The organism is Bacillus sp. FSL H8-0545, assembly GCF_038006105.1.
GTDB lineage: Bacteria > Bacillota > Bacilli > Bacillales > Bacillaceae_G > Bacillus_A > Bacillus_A cereus_U.
The window spans coordinates 3,425,221-3,446,257 of sequence record NZ_JBBOUO010000001.1 but is presented as its reverse complement, the minus strand read 5'-3'; the positions used below and the strand labels follow the sequence as shown (position 1 = coordinate 3,446,257).

Below are 21,037 nucleotides of genomic sequence, written 5' to 3'. Positions count from 1 at the left end.
AACGTGCTGATTGGAAAACGCTTAAATGACCGTTATAAGCTGCTGAAAATGATTGGCGGTGGAGGAATGGCCAATGTATATTTAGCTCATGATGATATACTTGGCCGAGATGTAGCGGTAAAAATATTAAGACTCGACTATTCAAATAATGAAGAGTTTATTAAACGTTTCCATCGAGAAGCGCAATCTGTTACAACGTTGTCGCATCCAAATATTGTGAATATGTATGATGTTGGGGAAGAGGATGGTATATATTATCTTGTAATGGAATATGTACCTGGACGAACATTGAAGCAATACATAATCGATCGAGGGATGTTACCGATAGGAGAAGCTCTTGATATAATGGAGCAGTTAACGTCCGCTATGGCACACGCCCATCATTTTGAGATTGTACATCGCGATATTAAACCGCACAATATTTTGATTCGAGATGACGGAGTGATAAAAGTAACAGACTTTGGAATTGCGACAGCTACAAGTGCAGCAACGATTACACATACAAATTCGGTGCTCGGTTCGGTGCATTATTTATCACCAGAACAAGCGCGCGGCGGTATAGCGAATAAACAATCAGATATTTATTCACTTGGGATTGTTATGTTTGAATTGTTAACAGGAAGACAACCGTTTTCTGGTGAATCTGCTGTTGCAATTGCGTTAAAACATTTACAAAATGAAATGCCATCTCCAAAAAGATGGAATGAAAATATTCCACAAAGTGTTGAAAATATTATATTAAAGGCGACTGCGAAAGATCCATTTCATCGATATCAATCTGCTAACGCGATGAAACGAGATATTGAAACAGCACTATACCCAGAACGAATAAATGAACAACCATTTTACATACCAGAAGATATGGAAGCAACGAAAGCGATTCCAATTATTCAACAAGAACAACTATTTCAAAATGTAAGTGATGAAACGATTGTATTAAAAGGAAGTAAAGTGGATGAACAAGTAAGAAAAGAAGAGACCGAATCAGGTAAGAAGAAAAAACGAAGTACTAAATGGCTGAAAGTTTTAATTACAACATTTTTACTTTTAGCAATAGGGATAACCTTAGCACTTACTGTTATTCCAGGCTTCTTTATTCCGAAAGATGTGAAGGTTCCTGATGTGGCTGGTATGAAATATACGACAGCTGTAAATACATTAGTTGAAAAAGGGTTTGAAGTTACTGAACCTAATCTTGTATATACAGATGATGTTGAAGCCGGAAAAGTGATAAAAACAGATCCTATAGCAGGAAGAGTAGTGAAAGAAAACTCTAAAATTACTATCTATCAATCAGGTGGGAAAAAGAAAAGTAAGATGCGTGATTTGACAGGAAAAGATTTCGATAGTATAAGAGCTGAGTTAGAAGAAAAATATAAACAAGTTACAATAAATTATATTGAAAATGATAAGCCGAAAGGTGAAATTGTAGAGCAAATACCAACGCCTGATCAAATGGTTATAGAAGCTGAACAAGAACTGAAAGTTTGGGTAAGTAAAGGGCCTTATCAAATAAGACCAGGTGATTTTTCAGGGTGGACTGAAAATAGTGTAAAAGGTTATTTAAATGAAAGAAAGCTCGTTTCTGATATAAAAAGAGAGTATTCAGATACGGTTGATAAAGGCCTTGTTATTTCACAGTTACCAAAGCCTGGGACACCTTTAAAAGAAGGAGATAAAGTATCGATTGTTATCTCCGATGGTCCGAAGCCTAAAGTGACGAAAACGGTAAAAGTGGATAACATTTCTATCCCATATGAAGCTTCTGCAACAGGTGATAAAAAGCCGCAAACAATAGAAATTTATAAAGAAGATATGCAGCAAAAAATGGATAAACCAGTTGAAACGAGAACAATTACTGAGTCAGCGATTATTTCTTTAGAATTTGTAATTCAAGAAGGTGCAAAGGGACACTATAAGATTGTCCGAGATGGAGTAACGATTATGGACAAAGAAGTACCATATCCAGCTCAATAATAGTGAATTCCATCGTCCTTATATAGAAGATGGAATTCACTACTCTTGCCTGTTATGCTGTCTACATCGTGGACTGTATAACAGGCAAAAATATATGATTCAAAAAGCTGTAAAAGTGATACTGTTGTAAATAATATTTCAAATTTGATGGTAGATTAAATATATGAACCTGGATATATATTTGGTGGGTTTTGAAATAATTGTTTAAAGAACTCTAGTCTATTCATATTTAATTGCAGTTTCATTTTATACAAAATAAAGGAGAATTATATGCCAGAAGGAAAAATTGTAAAAGCTCTAAGTGGGTTTTATTATGTGCAGAATGAGGAAGGGATTACACAATGTCGCGGGCGTGGTGTATTTAGAAAGAATAAAATTACACCACTTGTAGGAGACCAAGTTGTTTTTCAAGCGGATAATCCGAATGAAGGTTATGTGTTAGAAGTATTTGATCGAAAAAATGAACTTGTTAGACCTCCTATTGCTAATGTTGATCAAGCTATTCTTGTTTTCTCTGCAGTAGAACCAGATTTTAATCCAGGACTGTTAGATCGATTTTTAGTATTGATTGAATATCATAACATTAAACCGATTATTTGTATTAGTAAGATGGATTTAGTAGATGAAAAAATGAGAGAAACTGTTGAATCTTATGCAAATGATTATCGTGAAATGGGTTATGATGTGTTGTTTACTTCTATAAATACATCGGAAAGTATTGATATTCTGAAACCATTCTTAGAAGGTTGTATTTCCGTCGTTGCAGGCCAATCTGGTGTTGGGAAATCTTCAATGCTAAACGTATTACGTCCAGATTTAGAATTGAAAACTAATGATATTTCTTCACATTTAGGACGTGGAAAGCATACGACAAGACACGTGGAATTAATTACAGTTGGAAGCGGACTTGTTGCGGATACACCTGGTTTTAGTTCGCTTGATTTCATAGATATAGAGGTAGAAGATCTTACATATTGTTTTCCAGAGTTGAAAGAAGCGAGCCAATACTGTAAATTTAGAGGGTGTACACACCTTGCTGAACCGAAATGCGCGGTGAAAGCTGCGATTGAAGAAGGAAAGATTACCGAATATCGTTATAAGAATTACAAACAATTCGTAGAAGAAATTAGAGAGAGAAAGCCGAGGTATTAGTCATGATTAAAATTGCACCATCGATTTTATCAGCAGATTTTTCAAGATTAGGGGAAGAGATTAAAGATGTAGAAAAAGGTGGAGCTGACTACATTCACGTCGATGTAATGGATGGACATTTCGTACCAAATATTACGATTGGACCATTAATTGTAGAAGCAATCCGTCCGATTACATCATTACCGTTAGATGTACATTTAATGATTGAAAATCCTGATAACTATATCCCAACTTTCGCAAAAGCAGGAGCTGATATTATTACTGTCCATGTAGAAGCTTGTCCACATCTACATCGTACAATTCAGTTAATTAAATCTCATGACATTAAAGCGGGAGTTGTATTAAATCCACATACTCCAGTTTCAACGATTGAGCATGTATTAGAAGATATAGACATGGTATTACTTATGACAGTAAATCCTGGATTTGGCGGACAGAAATTTATTCATTCTGTATTACCGAAAATCAAACAAGTTGCAGAAATGGTTAAAGAGCGAAATCTACAAGTGGAAATTGAAGTTGATGGTGGTGTCAACGCTGAAACAGCAAGACTTTGTATTGAAGCAGGAGCGAATGTTCTTGTAGCGGGATCAGCAGTATACAATCAAAAAGACCGCGGTGAAGCAATTCGTGTAATTCGCGGATAAAGAATGAACCGTTATCCTAGTGAAGCTTCTAGTTCATTAAGACTTCACTATTTATACATGTTAGAGTGGCAAATAAGGAGAAAGGCAATCTACCGAATGGCAGATTGCCTTTTTACAATAGAAGGGGAAGGGAAAATGATTATTCATATTTTAGCGGGAGGACCTGCAGAATACTGCGCAGATTTTTCTCGGTATGAAAATGAAGAAGTAGTTTGGGCGGCCGTTGATAGAGGAGTGTACCGTTTGTTGAAAAGGGGAATCACTCCGGCTGTTGCGTTTGGGGATTATGATTCAGTTACTGATGAGGAATTAGCATGGATGGGACAGCAGACAAATGAATTACATATTGTCCCGCGAGAAAAAGATCAAACGGATTTAGAAATTGCAATTAGCTGGGCTTTAGAACAGAAACCAAAGTTAATTCGTATTTTTGGTGCTACTGGTGGAAGACTTGATCATGGTTTAGCAAATATTCAGATGCTTTTAAAGGGATTAGAAGTAAACATAGAAATGTGTATTGTGGACAATAAAAATGAAATAATGGTGAAAAAGTTTGGTATGTATATAATTGAAGGAAACGAACATTTTCCATACGTATCATTTGTACCAGTTACTGAAAGGGTAGAAGGTATTACACTTCACGGTTTTAAGTACCCTCTTACTAATAAAACAATAGAGTGGGGATCGACACTTTGTATTAGTAATGAACTCATTGAGGAAAAAGGTAATTTTTCATTTACTTCTGGCATATTAATGATGATAAGAAGCACTGATTGAAGAAACAATTTTGCTCCTTGCATCATATAGTGAACAAGTGGAGTAATGGGGATTAGGAGGGAAACCATGAGATTTTATACAATTAAGTTACCTAAATTTCTTGGTGGAATTGTTCGTGCGATGTTAAATACCTTCAAAAAAGACTAAAAAAAGCACCTATTACCGGTGCTTTTTCCATTGGTATAATAAAAAAAGAGCCTAGCGGCTCTTTTTTTTATTATTAAACACGTTCGATTTTGCCAGATTTTAATGCTCTAGCAGAAACGTAAACACGTTGAACTTTTCCGTCGATGCGTACGCGAACTTTTTGAAGGTTAGCGCCCCATTTACGTTTTGTAGCGTTCATTGCGTGAGAACGAGAGTTACCAGAACGAGCTTTTCTTCCAGTGATAGCACAAACACGAGCCATTTATATTTCCCTCCCTTAACTACCGTAACATACGTAATTTTTCAATGTTAGCCTTTTATGCGATGCTAAAAACACTACTATAATTTAACACAACTAAAAAGAGAATGCAACACCGTAGGAAAAAGAAATCAAGAAAAAATACTTGACACTATATGTCAATGAAGAAAAGGTGAAATCAAGAAAAATTGCTTGACATATTATAGTGGTACATGTTGTATAATAACAATGGACTATTTTGCTCATCATAAAAAAATGTAATTTAAAACATAAAATATGAGAGTGAAAAAGAAAGAACGATGGAATTTTCTTTGAAAAGATTATATGATAGTAACTAAAGTAGTCTAGCTCACTTTCACCATTTATGAAGGGGGAAACGAGATGTCAATTGAAATTAAAACGAAGTACGGTCAAATTGATATTAGTACAGATGTAATTGCAACAATTGCTGGAGGTGCCGCAGTAGATTGCTACGGTATCGTAGGTATGGCATCAAAAAATCAGTTAAAAGATGGATTAACAGACATTTTACGAAAAGAAAACTTCACTAGAGGCGTTATTGTTCGTAAAGATGAAGATGAAGTACATATTGATATGTATATTATTGTGAGCTATGGTACGAAAATTTCAGAAGTAGCACATAACGTGCAGACTAAAGTGAAATATACATTAGATCAAACTGTAGGACTAGCAGTAGATTCTGTAAACATCTACGTACAAGGAGTTAAAGTAATAAACTTGTAATGTGCATTAAGGAGGAAAATCTGTGTCAATTCAAAAAATTGATGGAAAACGTTTATCACAAATGATCATTCAAGGAGCCAATAATTTAACAAATAATGTTCAGCTTGTTGATGCATTAAACGTATTTCCAGTTCCAGATGGCGATACCGGTACAAACATGAACTTATCAATGACTTCAGGCGCACGTGAAGTGAAAGCAAATCTTTCACAGCATGCTGGTAAAGTCGGCGTAAGTTTAGCCAAAGGATTATTAATGGGGGCTCGTGGTAACTCTGGGGTTATTTTATCTCAGTTATTCCGTGGTTTCTCTAAATCCATTGAACAAAAAGAAGAATTAACGACAGTTGATTTTGCTGCAGCTTTAGAAGCTGGAGTAGAGGCAGCTTACAAAGCGGTTATGAAACCAATTGAAGGAACGATTTTAACGGTTGCAAGAGAAACGGGTAAATATGCAGTGACAGTTGCGAAAAAACAGCGCGACTTTGTTTTGTTTATGGAAGACGTTGTAAAAGAAGCAAACGCATCGTTAAATCGTACGCCAGATTTATTACCTGTATTAAAACAAGTTGGCGTTGTAGATAGCGGTGGTAAAGGTCTTGTTGTTGTGTATGAAGGATTTTTAGCTGACTTAAAAGGAGAAACGATTTCTTCTAATATGCCTGCCCAACCATCTATGAATGACATGGTACGCGCAGAACATCACCGTAGTGTACAAAGCCAATTGAGTACAGAAGATATTAAGTATGGATATTGTACGGAATTCATGGTGAAATTAGAGCCTGAAAAAATGAAGGAACATAATTTCTCTGAACAAAAATTCCGTGAAGATATTAGTGTGTACGGAGATTCACTACTTGTTGTATCGGATGATGAGGTTGTAAAGGTTCATATTCATGCGGAACATCCTGGAGAACCTATGAACTATGGACAACGTTACGGTAGTCTAATTAAGATCAAAGTAGAAAATATGCGTGAACAGCATACTGCTTTATTAGATGAACCTACCATGGTGCCTGAACAAACGAATCAGCCAATAGAGAAACAACCGTATGGTATTGTAACTGTAGCTATGGGATCGGGTATTAAAACTTTATTTGAGAGCATTGGCGCAACGAAAGTTATCGAAGGTGGCCAAACGATGAATCCGAGTACGGAGGATATTGTGAAGGCGATTGAAGAGGCGAATGCTGAAAAAATCATCATCTTACCAAATAACGGGAATATCGTGATGGCAGCAGAACAAGCAGCGTCAGTTGTAGAACAAGAAGTTATTGTTATTCGCTCAAAAACAGTTCCTCAAGGTATGGCTGCAATGTTAGCATTTAATCCAGTTGGAACGCTAGAAGAGAATGAAGAAAACATGAAAGAAGCTTTAGCTCATGTGAAAACAGGTCAGATTACGTATGCTGTTCGTGATACGGAAATTGACGGTGTAGCGATTCAAAAAGATGATTTCATGTGTCTTGCAGATGGGAAAATTGTATCTACAAATGCTGAGAAAGTAGGAGCTGCAAAGCAATTACTAGAAGCGCTAATTGATGAGGATTCTGAAATCGTAACGATCCTACAAGGTGAAGATGCAACAGATGAAGAAGTGGCTGAATTAGTTGCATTTGTAGAAGAGAACTTTGAAGATGCAGAAGTAGAAGTACATGCAGGGAACCAACCGGTGTATTCTTTCATCTTCTCTGTAGAATAAGATAAGATTTGATTTGGAAATAAATGGGTTACTCACTTGCTAATGGATAAGAAATAGTGATATGAAATTTATTACTAGTTTTTATTCAAAAGGCTAGCATATTGATGATAGAAAAGAGCCTTGCTGCTAATAGTGAGGCTCTTTTCTTACGTATTGTACAACTTTGTTTTATCCCGCTATTTGTGGGCAGTAAAACTTCCACCCCTAAATTTGGCTGGAGCAAAGAAGTTAGGTGGGAGATAAACTGCCCGTAAACGCCCGATTGGTGAAGGCTAATAATCAGTGGGGGATGAACAAAACCCCCACTGATTATAGTTTCACTTTATACAGAGGGATTAGAGTAGTTTCTCTTAGAATGCCTATGATAGAATATATAAGGTGAAAGAGAGCAATTACAGATGTCAATGATATTAATGGATAATCAATAGAATGAATCAAATAAAATAATGTGACGGAGCGTGAGAATCTTGAATGAAGTTGTACAAGTTCCTGTTACGGATGTAAAGGGAATCGGAGGAGAAACATCTGAGTTGTTACACGAGATGGGAATTTATACAGTTTCTCATCTATTAGAACATTTTCCGTACCGCTATGAAGACTATGCGATGAAAGATCTTGCTGAAGTAAAGCATGACGAGCGTGTAACAGTTGAGGGGAAAGTTCATAGTGCTCCTTTACTGCAATATTATGGGAAGAAGAAGTCACGTCTTACAGTTCGTGTTCTCGTCGGTCGTTATTTAATTACAGCTGTATGTTTTAATAGACCATACTATAAACAAAAGTTAAATCTAGATGAAACGGTAACGATTACTGGTAAATGGGATCAGCATCGCCAAACAATTGCTGTATCAGAACTGAATTTTGGACCGGTTGTACGACAACAAGAAGTAGAACCTGTATATTCAGTGAAAGGAAAACTGACAGTAAAACAGATGCGCCGTTTTGTTGCACAAGCATTTAAGGAGTATGGAGATTCTATAGTCGAAGTGTTACCAGATGGTTTGTTAAGTCGATATAAATTATTATCACGCTATGAAGCGCTCAGAGGGTTACATTTTCCAGTGGGACAGGAAGACTTAAAGCAAGCGCGTCGCCGTTTTGTATATGAGGAGTTTTTCTTGTTTCAGTTGAAAATGCAAACATTACGGAAAATGGAAAGGGAAAACTCGAAAGGGACGAAAAAAGAAATTTCATTAGTAGAATTACAAGAGTTTACTGATGCACTTCCGTTTCCGTTAACTGGTGCACAACGCCGGGTTGTAGATGAAATAATGAAAGATATGACATCTCCGTACCGAATGAATCGATTATTGCAAGGGGATGTAGGTTCTGGGAAAACAGTTGTTGCTGCGATTGCTCTTTATGCGGCGAAATTGGCTCATTATCAAGGTGCTTTGATGGTTCCTACAGAAATTTTAGCCGAACAACATTATCAGTCGCTCGCGGAGACGTTTTCACATTTCGGTATGAAGGTTGAATTGCTAACAAGTTCTGTTAAAGGTGCGAGACGTCGAGAAATTTTGTCGAGATTAGAACAAGGAGAGGTAGATATCCTTGTTGGGACGCACGCTTTAATTCAAGACGAAGTTATATTTCATAGGTTAGGTCTCGTTATTACCGATGAACAGCATCGATTTGGTGTGGCGCAGCGCCGGGTTTTACGTGAGAAAGGTGAAAGTCCAGATGTGTTGTTTATGACGGCGACCCCAATCCCGCGTACGTTAGCTATCACTGCATTTGGAGAGATGGACGTTTCTATTATCGATGAAATGCCAGCTGGTAGAAAGGTAATCGAAACGTACTGGGCAAAACATGATATGTTAGATCGTGTTCTCGGCTTTGTGGAGAAAGAGATAAAAAAAGGAAGACAGGCATATGTTATTTGCCCTCTTATTGAAGAGTCTGAGAAGCTTGATGTACAAAATGCTATCGACTTACATAGTATGCTGACTCATCATTATCAAGGGAAATGCCAAGTTGGATTAATGCATGGGAGACTATCATCCCAAGAAAAAGAAGAGATAATGGGACAGTTTAGTGAAAATAAAGTGCAAATTCTTGTGTCGACAACAGTTGTTGAAGTAGGTGTGAATGTACCAAATGCGACTGTTATGGTTATTTATGATGCGGAACGTTTCGGTTTATCACAGCTCCATCAGCTGAGGGGGCGTGTTGGGCGTGGTAGTGAACAATCCTATTGTTTATTAATTGCGGACCCAAAATCAGAAACGGGAAAAGAAAGAATGCGCATTATGACTGAAACAAATGATGGATTTGTATTATCAGAAAAAGATTTAGAGTTACGAGGTCCTGGGGATTTCTTTGGAAGTAAGCAAAGTGGTCTACCAGAATTTAAGGTTGCTGATATGGTGCATGATTATCGGGCGTTAGAAACAGCAAGACAAGATGCGGCGATACTAGTTGATTCAGAAGCGTTTTGGCATAATGATCAGTATGCTTCGCTGCGTACTTATCTTAATGGGACAGGTGTGTTCCAGGGAGAGAAGCTCGATTAAAAGTAGTCTGCAAAAGTTTTTGTTGCATTCTACTTTTAATGATTATATACTACTTTTAGTACCTAGTCATAAAAAATGGATGGTGCGGTATGAAAAAAAGAAGAAGTAAAAAAGAAAGACAAGAATTATTACAACAAACAATAGAAACGAATCCTTTTATAACGGATGAAGATTTAGCGGAAAAATTTCAAGTGAGCATACAAACTGTTCGTCTTGATCGTATGGAATTATCTATTCCTGAATTAAGAGAACGAATTAAGCATGTGGCTACAAAACAACATGAAGAAGATGTGAAATCTTTACCGTTAGAAGAGGTTGTCGGAGAAATTATCGATATAGAATTAGATAGACATGCGATTTCTATCTTTGAAGTAAAGGTAGAACATGTATTTAAAAGAAATCAAATTGCTCGTGGGCATCATTTGTTTGCGCAAGCAAACTCACTAGCTGTTGCGGTTATTGATGAAGAATTAGCTTTAACTGCAAAGTCCACCATTCGATATATTCGTCCTGTAAAATTAGGAGAGCGTGTTGTTGCAAAAGCACGTGTTGAAGATGTAGAGAATGATAAAGGACGGACGGTTGTCAAAGTGCGTAGCTTTGTAGGAGAAGAACTTGTTTTTACAGGCACTTTTGAAATGTATCGATCTAGTAATTATAGTGAGGAAGGTAACAACTTATGAAAATCGCAATAGATGCAATGGGCGGCGATCATGCACCAAAGGCTGTAGTATTAGGAGCAATGAAAGCTATTAAGGAATACTCAGATTTACATATTACGTTAGTAGGGAAAGAAGAGGGAATTCGTCAATATTTAACGAGTGAAGAACGAATTACTATACTTCATACAGACGAAAAAATTGAATCGACAGACGAACCAGTAAGAGCGGTTCGTCGAAAAAAACAAGCTTCAATGGTACTAGCGGCGCAGCAAGTAAAAGACGGCGTAGCGGATGCTTGTATATCAGCAGGTAGTACAGGAGCTTTGATGGCAGCTGGATTGTTTGTTATTGGTCGTATGGAAGGAATTGAACGACCAGCTTTATCACCTACAATGCCAACTGTTGATGGAGAAGGTTTTGTTATGTTAGATGTTGGAGCCAACGTTGATGCAAAACCAATTCATTTATATCAATATGCAGTAATGGGCTCTGTTTACGCAGAGAAGGTAAGAGGAATTAAAAATCCACGCGTTGGACTTTTAAACGTTGGAACAGAGGATGGTAAAGGAAACGAGCTTTCAAAACAGGTCTTTGCTATGCTCAAGGATGCACCAATTAATTTCGTTGGAAACGTTGAATCAAGAGATTTATTGCAAGGTGTAGCAGACGTTGTTGTATGTGATGGTTTTACGGGTAATGTAGCGCTAAAATCATTAGAAGGAACAGCACTTGCGTTATTCTCTATGTTAAAAGAACAATTAATGAGTTCGTTTACGAGCAAATTAGCAGCAGCGGTATTAAAACCAAAACTTATGGTATTGAAAGATAAAATGGATTATTCGGAGTATGGAGGAGCGGCGTTGTTTGGATTGAAAGCTCCTGTCATTAAGGCTCACGGTTCTTCTAATGACCAATCGATATTTAGTGCGATTCGTCAAACGAGAGAAATGGTAGCGAAAGAAGTAATTCCTACAATTTCAAGTGTAATGGAGAAGGAGCCGCTTCAATAAGAGGAGGATTTGAAATGGGAAAAATAGCATTTCTTTTTCCGGGCCAAGGTTCACAGGCAGTTGGAATGGGTAGACAGTTAGCGGAGAATAATAAAGAGGTTGCGAAAGTGTTTGCAAAAGCGGATGAGGTTTTGCATGATTCTCTTTCAGAAGTGATTTTTGAAGGACCGCAGGAAAAGTTAACATTAACGACAAATGCGCAACCGGCACTATTAACAACGAGCTTTGCAATTTTAACAGCTTTGAAGGAGTATGATATTACACCTGATTTTGTCGCAGGACATAGTTTGGGTGAATATAGTGCTCTTGTAGCTGCTGGTGCATTAACATTTGAAGACGCTGTATATGCTGTAAGGAAACGCGGGGAATATATGGAAGAAGCTGTTCCAGGCGGGGAAGGTGCAATGGCAGCTATTTTAGGTGCGGATCCGGATATGCTGAAACGAGTTACAGAAGAAGTAACAAGTGAAGGATACGCAGTGCAAATTGCTAATATGAATAGTACGAAGCAAATTGTTATTTCTGGAACAAAGCAAGGAGTAGAACTTGCTTCTCAAAGAGCGAAAGAAAATGGCGCTAAAAGAGCAATTCCGCTCAAAGTAAGTGGACCGTTTCATTCCTCGCTTATGAAACCAGCTGCTGAGAAATTCCAAAGTGTTTTAAATGAAATTACAATTCAAGACACGAATATTCCTATTATTGCAAATGTTACGGCGGATGTTATTACACGTGGTACAGATATTCAAGAAAAGCTAATTGAACAGCTCTATTCGCCTGTATTATGGTACCCATCTATTGAGTATATGGTGAATCAAGGGGTAGATACATTCATTGAAATCGGACCTGGAAAAGTACTTGCTGGTCTTATGAAGTCGATTGATTCTTCAGTGAAAGCATATGCGATATATGATGAAGAGACATTAAAAGATACCATTTCAAATTTGAGAGGAGAAAGCTGATGTTAAAAGGGAAAGTAGCATTAGTAACTGGTGCTTCACGTGGGATTGGTCGTGCGATTGCCATTGATTTAGCGAAACAAGGGGCAAATGTTGTAGTAAATTATGCTGGTAATGAGCAAAAGGCGAATGAAGTAGTTGATGAAATAAAGAAATTAGGTTCAGATGCCATTGCAGTAAGAGCAGATGTTGCAAATGCTGATGATGTTACAAGTATGGTGAAACAAACTGTAGATACGTTTGGACAAGTTGATATTCTTGTAAATAACGCTGGTGTAACAAAAGATAATTTATTAATGCGTATGAAAGAAGAAGAATGGGATACAGTTATTAATACAAACTTAAAAGGTGTTTTCTTATGTACGAAAGCAGTATCGCGCTATATGATGCGTCAACGTCATGGACGTATTATTAATATCGCTTCTGTTGTTGGGGTAACAGGAAACCCAGGACAAGCAAATTATGTAGCTGCTAAAGCTGGTGTAATTGGATTAACAAAAACATCAGCAAAAGAATTAGCGAGCCGAAATATTACTGTAAATGCAATTGCTCCAGGGTTTATTGCGACTGATATGACGGATGTATTAGATGAAAATATAAAAGCAGAAATGTTAAAATTAATTCCTGCGGCTCAGTTTGGAGAAGCACAAGATATCGCAAATACTGTAACGTTTTTCGCTTCTGATCAAAGTAAATATGTTACAGGTCAAACGTTAAATGTTGACGGCGGTATGGTAATGTAATAAAAGAATCGATTTCACCTAGTTTTTTTGGACAATATTTTATATAATATTTGAGGGGAGGTGAATAAAATGGCAGATGTTTTAGAGCGTGTAACAAAAATTGTCGTTGATCGTTTAGGAGTAGAAGAAACTGAAGTAGTACCAGCTGCAAGCTTCAAAGAAGATTTGGGCGCAGACTCCCTAGATGTAGTAGAACTTGTAATGCAATTAGAAGATGAATTCGAAATGGAAATTTCTGATGAAGATGCTGAAAAGATTGCTACTGTTGGCGATGCTGTGACTTACATAGAGAGTCATCTATAATGCTTAAGTGAAGTCCCGTTTTTTAACGGGGCTTCTCGGCTTATATCTGGAGGGACCTATGCCGTACCGAAAACATAGAGAAAAAAAATACGAAACAAAATATCGTGAAGCTTTTAAAGTATTTCAAGAAAAGATAGGTATTACGTTTACAGATGAAAAATTATTGATTCAAGCATTTACGCATTCATCGTATGTGAATGAGCATCGAAAAAAACCGCATGAGGACAATGAGCGTCTTGAATTTCTTGGCGATGCTGTATTGGAACTCACTGTATCACAGTATCTGTTTCAAAAATATCCGACAATGAGCGAAGGAGAGTTAACAAAACTACGTGCAGCTATTGTATGTGAGCCATCTCTTGTTCGTTTTGCAAACGAAATGTCATTTGGTAGCCTTGTTTTATTAGGAAAAGGTGAGGAAATGACGGGTGGACGTGAACGACCAGCTTTATTAGCGGATGTCTTTGAAGCGTTTATTGGTGCCCTTTATCTTGATCAAGGGCTAGAAACAGTTTGGGGATACTTAAAAGAAGTTGTATATCCAAAAATTAATGAAGGTGCTTTTTCTCATGTGATGGATTATAAGAGTCAATTGCAAGAATTGATTCAGCGTGATGGTAGTGGCAATGTTGAGTATCAAATTTTGCAAGAAAAAGGACCGGCCCACAACCGAGAATTTGTGTCCCGTGTAACTTTAAATAATGAGGCATTAGGTCTTGGAAGTGGTAAGTCAAAAAAAGAGGCAGAGCAACAAGCTGCTGCAGAAGCATTGAAAAAATTAAAAGAACAATCATAAGGAATCCCCCTTTGAATGAGGGGGATTCCTTATGCATAGAATGAAACTTTCCTTTTATTTATAAATAAAAGGAGTGGGAAATCCGTATAGTAGCTTGTTTTCGTACAGACAACGTTTACAACAACGGAGAATAGGAGGAAGGCCTTTCGTGTTTTTAAAAAGATTAGAAATAGCAGGATTTAAATCTTTTGCTGAGCGTGTATCTGTCGATTTTGTTCCAGGTGTAACTTCTGTAGTAGGACCTAACGGGAGCGGGAAAAGTAATATTACTGATGCAATTCGCTGGGTACTTGGTGAACAATCTGCAAAGTCATTACGCGGTGCAAAGATGGAGGATATTATTTTTGCCGGCAGTGATACGAGAAGAGCGGTTAATGTTGCTGAAGTTACATTAACTTTAAATAATGAAGACCAACGCTTACCGATTGAATATAACGAGGTGTGTGTAACGCGTCGTGTATCTCGTTCGGGTGATAGTGATTTTTATATTAATAAACAATCTTGTAGATTGAAAGATATTATTGATTTATTTATGGACTCTGGTATGGGAAGAGAAGCTTTTTCAATTATTAGCCAGGGGAAAGTCGAAGAGATTTTGAGTAGTAAATCAGAAGAACGTCGTGGTGTATTTGAAGAAGCTGCGGGTGTGCTGAAATACAAACTTCGTAAAAAGAAAGCTGAAGGGAAATTGGCGGAAACACAAGAAAACTTAAATCGTGTACAAGATATTATTCACGAATTAAGTAGTCAAGTAGAACCACTAGAAAGACAAGCTTCTATTGCGAAAGATTATCTTGAGAAAAAAGAAGAATTAGAGAAAGTAGAAGCTGCGCTTATTGTACATGAAATTGAAGAATTACATGAAAAGTGGGAAGCGCTTCGAAATCAATTTGGGCATAATAAAGATGAAGAAGCTAAAATGTCGGCGAACTTACAAAAAAGTGAAGAAGAGCTTGAGGAATTACGCGGGCAATTACAAGCCGTTGATGAATCTGTAAATTCCTTACAAGAAGTTCTCCTTCTGTCTAGTAAAGAACTAGAAAAACTAGAAGGGCAACGCGAGCTGTTAAAGGAAAGGAAGCAAAATGCAACGACGCATTGTGCGCAGCTTGAAAAGCTAATTGTTGAGTTAACAGAGAAAGCTACAAGTTATGATGACGAAATTGAAACAAGTACAGAAGCGTTAATGCAATTTGTGAATCAAGTAAAAGAATTGGAGAAGAAATTGCATGATAACGAGCAATTACTTGCGACTTTTGCTGAGAATTTAGAGGAACAAATTGAGAATTTAAAAGGTGACTATATTGAACTTTTAAATCAACAAGCAAGTCTTCGTAATGAATTATCTATGATTGAAGAACAATCAAAACAGCAAAACTCTAAAAACGAACGACTTGATGAAGAAAATGAAAAGTATGTACAGATGCGTGTGGGAATTACAGCGAAAAAGGCGAAACTTGTAGAAAGTTATGAGCAAGCGAGAGAGAAAATAGCTGGCATTATTTCTAACATACAGAAGACAGAAACGGCACTTGGGAAATGTAAGTCACAGTATAGTGAAAATGAAACGAAACTGTATCAAGCGTATCAATTTGTGCAACAGGCGCGCTCTCGGAAAGAAATGTTAGAAGAGATGCAAGAGGACTATTCTGGCTTCTATCAAGGGGTACGTGAAGTATTAAAGGCTAGAGAAAATAGGCTACAAGGTATTGAGGGAGCTGTTGCAGAACTTCTGACTGTGCCGAAAGAATATGAAATCGCAATGGAAATCGCCCTTGGGGCAGCGATGCAACATATCGTAGTACAAACAGAAGAACATGCTCGTAATGCAATTGCATTTTTAAAGCAAAATAAACATGGCCGTGCAACGTTTTTACCTCAAGCTGTTATTAAAAGCCGATCGCTATCATTTGATCAATTACGCATTGTGAATCAGCATCCATCGTTTGTCGGTGTAGCGGCAGAACTTGTGCAGTACAATAATAAATATGAGAATGTAGTTTCCAGTTTATTAGGTACTGTTGTTGTTGCGAAAGATTTACGCGGAGCAAATGAGTTAGCGAAACAACTGCAATACCGCTATCGTATTGTAACACTCGAAGGTGACGTAGTGAATCCGGGTGGTTCTATGACGGGTGGAGCTGTAAAACAGGCGAAATCCTCTTTATTGGGACGTCAACGTGAACTTGAAGAGTGGACTAAAAAACTAACTGACATGGAAGAAAAAACAACGAAGCTAGAAAACTTTGTTAAAGCAGTAAAGCAAGAGATTCAAGAAAAAGAAGTACAAATACGAGAGCTACGCCAAGGTGTAGAGACCGAACGTGTAGATGAACAGAAGCTAAGAGAAGAAATTAATCGTTTAGAATTAGATGAACATCGTATTAATGATCGTTTATCGATTTACGATTTAGAGATTGAAGGATTTTTACAAGATCAAGTAAAAATGCAAGGGCGTAAAGAAGAGTTAGAAAAGATTTTAGCGACTCTTCAAGCAGAGATTGGGGAATTAGATAGCAAAATCGTCGTTTTAACGAAACAAAAAAGTGAACAACATTCTTCAAAAGAAAAAGTTCAGAAGGAAATGACGGAGCTAAAAGTACAAGCTGCTGAACAACAACAACGTTTGTCTAATCAAAAAGAAAAAGTCGAACGATTGACGAAGGAAAAAGAAGAGACTGATGCGACGCTTGTAAAAACGAAGGAAGATTTAGCGTTCTTAAAGCAAGAGATGACATCTAATTCAAGTGGCGAAGAACAAATTACGAATATGATTGAGAAGAAAGCGTATGATCGTAATCAAACTTCGGAGTTAATTCGTTCTCGTCGTGAACAACGCGTATCATTGCAAGAAAGAGTCGAGCATTTAGAGCGCGGTGCGAAAGAAACAATAGGTAAACATAAATATATTCTTGAGATGCTGAAAGATCAAGAAGTGAAAATTAACCGACTTGATGTAGAGCTGGAAAATAGATTGCAACATTTACGTGAAACATATACTATTTCATTTGAAGCAGCAAAACTTAAGTATACAATGATGATGCCGGCAGAAGATGCACGTAAAAAGGTGAAACTAATTAAACTATCCATCGAAGAGTTAGGCGCAGTAAATTTAGGGGCAATTGATGAATATGAACGTGTAGCAGAGCGCCATACATTCTTATTAGAGCAAAGAGATGACCTAGAAGAAGCGAAATCGACATTGCATCAACTTATTATGGAAATGGATGAAGAGATGAAAAAACGCTTTTCTACTACGTTCGAAGGGATTCGAACAGAGTTTCAATATGTATTCTCTGAACTATTCGGAGGTGGAAGAGCGGATTTAGTAATGACAAATCCAGAAGATTTACTAAATACTGGTATTGACATTGTAGCGCAACCACCAGGAAAGAAACTACAAAACTTAGGTTTACTTTCAGGGGGAGAGCGTGCTTTAACGGCAATTGCGCTCTTATTTGGTATTTTAAAAGTACGCCCAGTTCCATTCTGTGTACTAGATGAAGTAGAAGCAGCTCTTGATGAGGCAAACGTTGCTCGTTTTGCGCAGTATTTAAAGAAATTTAGTGATGAAACACAGTTTATTGTAATTACACACCGAAAAGGTACAATGGAAGAGTCTGATGTATTGTACGGTGTCACAATGCAAGAATCAGGGGTATCGAAGCTTGTTTCTGTTCGTTTAGATGATGGCGAAGAACTTGTTGCAAGTAGATAGGAAGGATGGGAAGTATGAGTTTTTTAAAAAAATTAAAAGAAAAAATTTCAAAACAAACGGATACGGTAACAGAGAAGTTTAAACAAGGATTAGAAAAAACGAGAAATTCATTTGCTGATAAAGTAAATGACTTAGTGTACCGTTACCGTAAAATAGACGAAGATTTCTTTGAGGAATTAGAAGAAATTTTAATTAGTGCGGATGTCGGAGTTTCGACAGTGATGGAATTAATTGATCAGTTGAAAGAAGAAGTGCAACGTCGTAACATTCAAGATCCGAAAGAAGTACAGGCTGTTATTTCTGAAAAGCTAGTGGGAATTTACAAAGGTGACAGCGACTTTAGTAATGAAGTTAATATACAAGAGGATCAATTAACGGTAGTTTTATTTGTTGGTGTTAATGGTGTGGGGAAAACGACGACGATTGGTAAGCTTGCACATAAATTTAAATCAGAAGGTAAGTCTGTCCTATTGGCGGCAGGAGATACATTCCGTGCTGGGGCGATTGAACAATTAGAAGTATGGGGCGATCGTGTTGGTGTAGAAGTAATTAAACAAGGATCAGGATCTGACCCAGCGGCGGTTATGTATGATGCTGTACAAGCGGCAAAGGCCCGTAAAGTGGATGTATTACTATGTGATACAGCAGGACGTTTACAAAATAAAGTAAACTTAATGAAAGAGTTAGAGAAAGTGAAGCGCGTAATTGAGCGTGAAGTACCAGGGGCTCCTCATGAAGTATTACTAGTTATTGATGCAACAACAGGACAAAATGGCTTAAGCCAAGCGAAAACATTCCGTGAAGCAACAAATGTTACTGGTATTGTTTTAACGAAGTTAGATGGAACTGCTAAAGGTGGTATCGTCTTAGCGATTCGTAACGAAATGGATGTTCCGGTGAAATTTGTTGGGCTAGGAGAGCAAATGGATGATCTGCAGCAGTTTGATCCAGAACAATATGTTTATGGTTTGTTTGCGAACTTAGTAGAAACAGAAGAAGTGTAAGTGAAAGAAGCGGTATTTCCGCTTCTTTTTCTATAAAAATATGTGATGTTAAGAAAAAAACTTGACACTCTTTTGTACTCCATGTAAACTAAATCATGTAAAGGGAAATCACTTAACAAAGGATGATCCAACATGCTCGAGAAAACAACGAGAATGAATTATTTATTTGATTTTTATCAATCGTTGTTAACGCAAAAACAAAGAAGTTATATGTCGCTTTATTATCTAGATGATTTATCTCTTGGTGAAATTGCGGAAGAATTTGATGTAAGTCGCCAAGCCGTGTATGATAACATTAAACGGACTGAAGCGATGCTTGAAGAATATGAAGATAAATTAGTATTACTTCAAAAGTTTCAAGAGCGACAGCGACTTGTTGCAAAGCTAAAACAGCTAATCAGCGAAGAAGAGCATGTGTATGAAGAAATGAAACAAGTTGTTGAAGCTATCGAAAAATTAGATTAGGAGGGCGGCAATATGGCATTTGAAGGATTAGCCGACCGACTTCAACAGACAATGCAAAAAATCCGCGGCAAAGGAAAAGTTTCTGAAGCCGATGTGAAAGAAATGATGAGAGAAGTTCGTCTAGCTCTTTTAGAAGCGGATGTTAACTTTAAAGTAGTAAAAGATTTTATAAAGCGTGTGTCTGAGCGTGCTGTCGGACAAGATGTAATGAAAAGTTTGACACCTGGACAACAAGTAATTAAAATCGTACAGGAAGAACTTACAGAACTTATGGGCGGAGAGCAAAGCAAAATTGCTGTTGCTAATAAGCCACCTACTGTTATAATGATGGTTGGTCTGCAAGGTGCGGGTAAAACAACGACGACAGGTAAGCTTGCGAATTTGCTTCGAAAAAAGCATAATCGTAAACCGATGCTTGTTGCAGCGGATATTTACCGTCCAGCAGCAATTAAACAGCTTGAAACATTAGGGAAGCAATTGGACATGCCTGTTTTCTCCTTAGGAGATCAAGTAAGTCCGGTTGAAATTGCGAAACAAGCGATTGCGAAAGCAAAAGAAGATCATCACGATTATGTTTTAATCGATACAGCGGGTCGCCTGCATATTGATGAAGAACTAATGGATGAATTAGCGAAAGTCAAAGAAGTTGCGAAACCGGATGAAATTTTCCTTGTTGTCGATGCGATGACAGGACAAGACGCGGTAAATGTAGCACAAAGTTTCCATGAACAGTTAGGATTAACAGGTGTTGTATTAACGAAATTAGATGGTGATACGCGCGGTGGTGCGGCATTATCTATTAAGGCTGTAACAAATACACCAATTAAATTTGCTGGTATGGGTGAAAAACTAGATGCAATTGAAGCGTTCCATCCAGAACGTATGGCATCCCGTATTTTAGGGATGGGTGACGTCTTAACATTAATTGAAAAAGCGCAAGCTACAGTTGATGAAGAGAAAGCAAAAGAACTTGAGCAAAAAATGCGTACGCTTTCGTTTACGCTTGACGATTTCCTAGAACAACTTGGACAAGTGCGTCAACTTGGACCGCTTGACGAATTGTTAGGAATGCTTCCTGGTGCAAATAAAATTAAAGGGCTGAAAAATGCACAAGTTGATGAAAAACAAATTGGGCATATTGAGGCAATTATTCGTTCTATGACTAAAGTAGAACGAGAACAACCGGAAATAATCAATGCTAGTCGTAAAAAGCGCATTGCCAAAGGTAGCGGTACAACGGTACAAGAAATCAATCGTCTAATCAAGCAATTTGATGATATGAAAAAAATGATGAAGACGATGACGGGAATGCAAAAAGGTAAGAAAAAAGGACTAGGTGGATTGAAGTTTCCATTCATGTAAGGAAAAAAGATGGCTCTGTTAAGAAAAAATACTTTACAAAGCAATAGTCTTTTTGCTAATATAATTATCTGTGTTAAATAAATTCGGAGGTGCTTTATAA

Annotated in this window: 19 protein-coding genes; 18 read left to right on the top strand and 1 reads right to left on the bottom strand. The window is 37.4% G+C overall.

Annotated elements, in window-relative coordinates:
* Window positions 1–3 precede the first annotated feature (3 nt).
* The 5 genes from pknB (at window position 4) to spoVM (ending at window position 4,700) form a co-directional block, all read left to right on the top strand.
* The gene (pknB, locus tag MHI07_RS17965; RefSeq protein WP_215579443.1) at window positions 4–1,977 is read left to right on the top strand and encodes a Stk1 family PASTA domain-containing Ser/Thr kinase; all 1,974 of its coding nucleotides are present in this window, start codon (window positions 4–6) and stop codon (window positions 1,975–1,977) included.
* Window positions 1,978–2,247: 270 nt separating this feature from the next.
* A complete protein-coding gene (rsgA, locus tag MHI07_RS17960; RefSeq protein ID WP_016106007.1) occupies window positions 2,248–3,129 on the top strand; it encodes a ribosome small subunit-dependent GTPase A in 882 nt (293 codons plus the stop codon).
* Between the two features lie 2 nt (window positions 3,130–3,131).
* Entirely contained in the window at window positions 3,132–3,776 is a 645-nt protein-coding gene (rpe, locus tag MHI07_RS17955; protein ID WP_002111395.1) for a ribulose-phosphate 3-epimerase, read from the top strand.
* A 96-nt stretch (window positions 3,777–3,872) separates the two neighbouring features.
* Window positions 3,873–4,553, top strand: coding sequence for a thiamine diphosphokinase (locus tag MHI07_RS17950; RefSeq protein WP_033714868.1), 681 nt, complete (start codon window positions 3,873–3,875; stop codon window positions 4,551–4,553).
* Between the two features lie 66 nt (window positions 4,554–4,619).
* A complete protein-coding gene (spoVM, locus tag MHI07_RS17945) occupies window positions 4,620–4,700 on the top strand; it encodes a stage V sporulation protein SpoVM (protein WP_001213599.1) in 81 nt (26 codons plus the stop codon).
* A gap of 73 nt (window positions 4,701–4,773) precedes the next feature.
* On the opposite strand, the gene rpmB is transcribed toward spoVM, so the two are convergent.
* Entirely contained in the window at window positions 4,774–4,962 is a 189-nt protein-coding gene (gene rpmB / locus MHI07_RS17940) for a 50S ribosomal protein L28 (protein ID WP_000124776.1), read from the bottom strand.
* 378 nt (window positions 4,963–5,340) lie between these two features.
* Between rpmB and MHI07_RS17935 the strand changes: the two genes are divergently transcribed.
* The 13 genes from MHI07_RS17935 to ffh all read left to right on the top strand — a co-directional run bounded on the left by MHI07_RS17935 (window position 5,341) and on the right by ffh (window position 20,937).
* Window positions 5,341–5,703 (top strand): Asp23/Gls24 family envelope stress response protein, encoded by a 363-nt coding sequence (locus tag MHI07_RS17935; protein ID WP_000021109.1) that lies wholly within the window; start codon window positions 5,341–5,343, stop codon window positions 5,701–5,703.
* Window positions 5,704–5,725: 22 nt separating this feature from the next.
* Window positions 5,726–7,402 carry a DAK2 domain-containing protein gene (locus MHI07_RS17930; protein WP_002160728.1) on the top strand — a complete coding sequence of 559 codons (1,677 nt, stop codon included), beginning with the start codon at window positions 5,726–5,728 and terminating at the stop codon, window positions 7,400–7,402.
* A gap of 467 nt (window positions 7,403–7,869) precedes the next feature.
* Complete coding sequence (gene recG, locus MHI07_RS17925; protein WP_078172931.1) at window positions 7,870–9,918, top strand: ATP-dependent DNA helicase RecG; 2,049 nt, start codon at window positions 7,870–7,872, stop codon at window positions 9,916–9,918.
* Between the two features lie 89 nt (window positions 9,919–10,007).
* Window positions 10,008–10,601 (top strand): transcription factor FapR, encoded by a 594-nt coding sequence (fapR, locus tag MHI07_RS17920; protein ID WP_000747352.1) that lies wholly within the window; start codon window positions 10,008–10,010, stop codon window positions 10,599–10,601.
* Window positions 10,598–11,590: a phosphate acyltransferase PlsX gene (plsX, locus tag MHI07_RS17915; protein ID WP_002160729.1), complete on the top strand. Its 993-nt coding sequence runs from the start codon at window positions 10,598–10,600 to the stop codon at window positions 11,588–11,590. The genes fapR and plsX overlap by 4 nt, the downstream gene beginning before the upstream one ends.
* Before the next feature lie 14 nt (window positions 11,591–11,604).
* Window positions 11,605–12,549, top strand: a complete 945-nt coding sequence (gene fabD, locus MHI07_RS17910) for an ACP S-malonyltransferase (RefSeq protein ID WP_002160730.1) — start codon at window positions 11,605–11,607, stop codon at window positions 12,547–12,549.
* Entirely contained in the window at window positions 12,549–13,289 is a 741-nt protein-coding gene (gene fabG / locus MHI07_RS17905) for a 3-oxoacyl-[acyl-carrier-protein] reductase (RefSeq protein ID WP_016106004.1), read from the top strand. Before fabD ends, fabG begins: the two co-directional genes overlap by 1 nt.
* A 69-nt stretch (window positions 13,290–13,358) precedes the next feature.
* The gene (gene acpP / locus MHI07_RS17900) at window positions 13,359–13,592 is read left to right on the top strand and encodes an acyl carrier protein (protein WP_002014515.1); all 234 of its coding nucleotides are present in this window, start codon (window positions 13,359–13,361) and stop codon (window positions 13,590–13,592) included.
* 58 nt (window positions 13,593–13,650) lie between these two features.
* Window positions 13,651–14,388: a ribonuclease III gene (rncS, locus tag MHI07_RS17895; protein WP_016106003.1), complete on the top strand. Its 738-nt coding sequence runs from the start codon at window positions 13,651–13,653 to the stop codon at window positions 14,386–14,388.
* Between the two features lie 148 nt (window positions 14,389–14,536).
* A complete protein-coding gene (gene smc / locus MHI07_RS17890) occupies window positions 14,537–18,106 on the top strand; it encodes a chromosome segregation protein SMC (protein WP_002160732.1) in 3,570 nt (1,189 codons plus the stop codon).
* Between the two features lie 14 nt (window positions 18,107–18,120).
* Window positions 18,121–19,110 carry a signal recognition particle-docking protein FtsY gene (gene ftsY, locus MHI07_RS17885; RefSeq protein WP_002160733.1) on the top strand — a complete coding sequence of 330 codons (990 nt, stop codon included), beginning with the start codon at window positions 18,121–18,123 and terminating at the stop codon, window positions 19,108–19,110.
* Window positions 19,111–19,242: 132 nt separating this feature from the next.
* Complete coding sequence (locus MHI07_RS17880; RefSeq protein WP_002160734.1) at window positions 19,243–19,575, top strand: putative DNA-binding protein; 333 nt, start codon at window positions 19,243–19,245, stop codon at window positions 19,573–19,575.
* 12 nt (window positions 19,576–19,587) lie between these two features.
* Complete coding sequence (ffh, locus tag MHI07_RS17875) at window positions 19,588–20,937, top strand: signal recognition particle protein (protein ID WP_002111383.1); 1,350 nt, start codon at window positions 19,588–19,590, stop codon at window positions 20,935–20,937.
* Window positions 20,938–21,037 lie beyond the last annotated feature (100 nt).

Excerpts from the sequence above, each read along its gene's own strand:
- rsgA (WP_016106007.1), top strand. The coding sequence starts at position 2,248 with ATGCCAGAAGGAAAAATTGTAAAAGCTCTAAGTGGGTTTTATTATGTG.
- rpe (WP_002111395.1), top strand. The coding sequence starts at position 3,132 with ATGATTAAAATTGCACCATCGATTTTATCAGCAGATTTTTCAAGATTA.
- MHI07_RS17950 (WP_033714868.1), top strand. The coding sequence starts at position 3,873 with ATGGCAGATTGCCTTTTTACAATAGAAGGGGAAGGGAAAATGATTATT.
- spoVM (WP_001213599.1), top strand. The coding sequence starts at position 4,620 with ATGAGATTTTATACAATTAAGTTACCTAAATTTCTTGGTGGAATTGTT.
- rpmB (WP_000124776.1), bottom strand. The coding sequence starts at position 4,962 with ATGGCTCGTGTTTGTGCTATCACTGGAAGAAAAGCTCGTTCTGGTAAC.
- MHI07_RS17935 (WP_000021109.1), top strand. The coding sequence starts at position 5,341 with ATGTCAATTGAAATTAAAACGAAGTACGGTCAAATTGATATTAGTACA.
- fapR (WP_000747352.1), top strand. The coding sequence starts at position 10,008 with ATGAAAAAAAGAAGAAGTAAAAAAGAAAGACAAGAATTATTACAACAA.
- plsX (WP_002160729.1), top strand. The coding sequence starts at position 10,598 with ATGAAAATCGCAATAGATGCAATGGGCGGCGATCATGCACCAAAGGCT.
- fabD (WP_002160730.1), top strand. The coding sequence starts at position 11,605 with ATGGGAAAAATAGCATTTCTTTTTCCGGGCCAAGGTTCACAGGCAGTT.
- fabG (WP_016106004.1), top strand. The coding sequence starts at position 12,549 with ATGTTAAAAGGGAAAGTAGCATTAGTAACTGGTGCTTCACGTGGGATT.
- acpP (WP_002014515.1), top strand. The coding sequence starts at position 13,359 with ATGGCAGATGTTTTAGAGCGTGTAACAAAAATTGTCGTTGATCGTTTA.
- rncS (WP_016106003.1), top strand. The coding sequence starts at position 13,651 with ATGCCGTACCGAAAACATAGAGAAAAAAAATACGAAACAAAATATCGT.
- ftsY (WP_002160733.1), top strand. The coding sequence starts at position 18,121 with ATGAGTTTTTTAAAAAAATTAAAAGAAAAAATTTCAAAACAAACGGAT.
- MHI07_RS17880 (WP_002160734.1), top strand. The coding sequence starts at position 19,243 with ATGCTCGAGAAAACAACGAGAATGAATTATTTATTTGATTTTTATCAA.
- ffh (WP_002111383.1), top strand. The coding sequence starts at position 19,588 with ATGGCATTTGAAGGATTAGCCGACCGACTTCAACAGACAATGCAAAAA.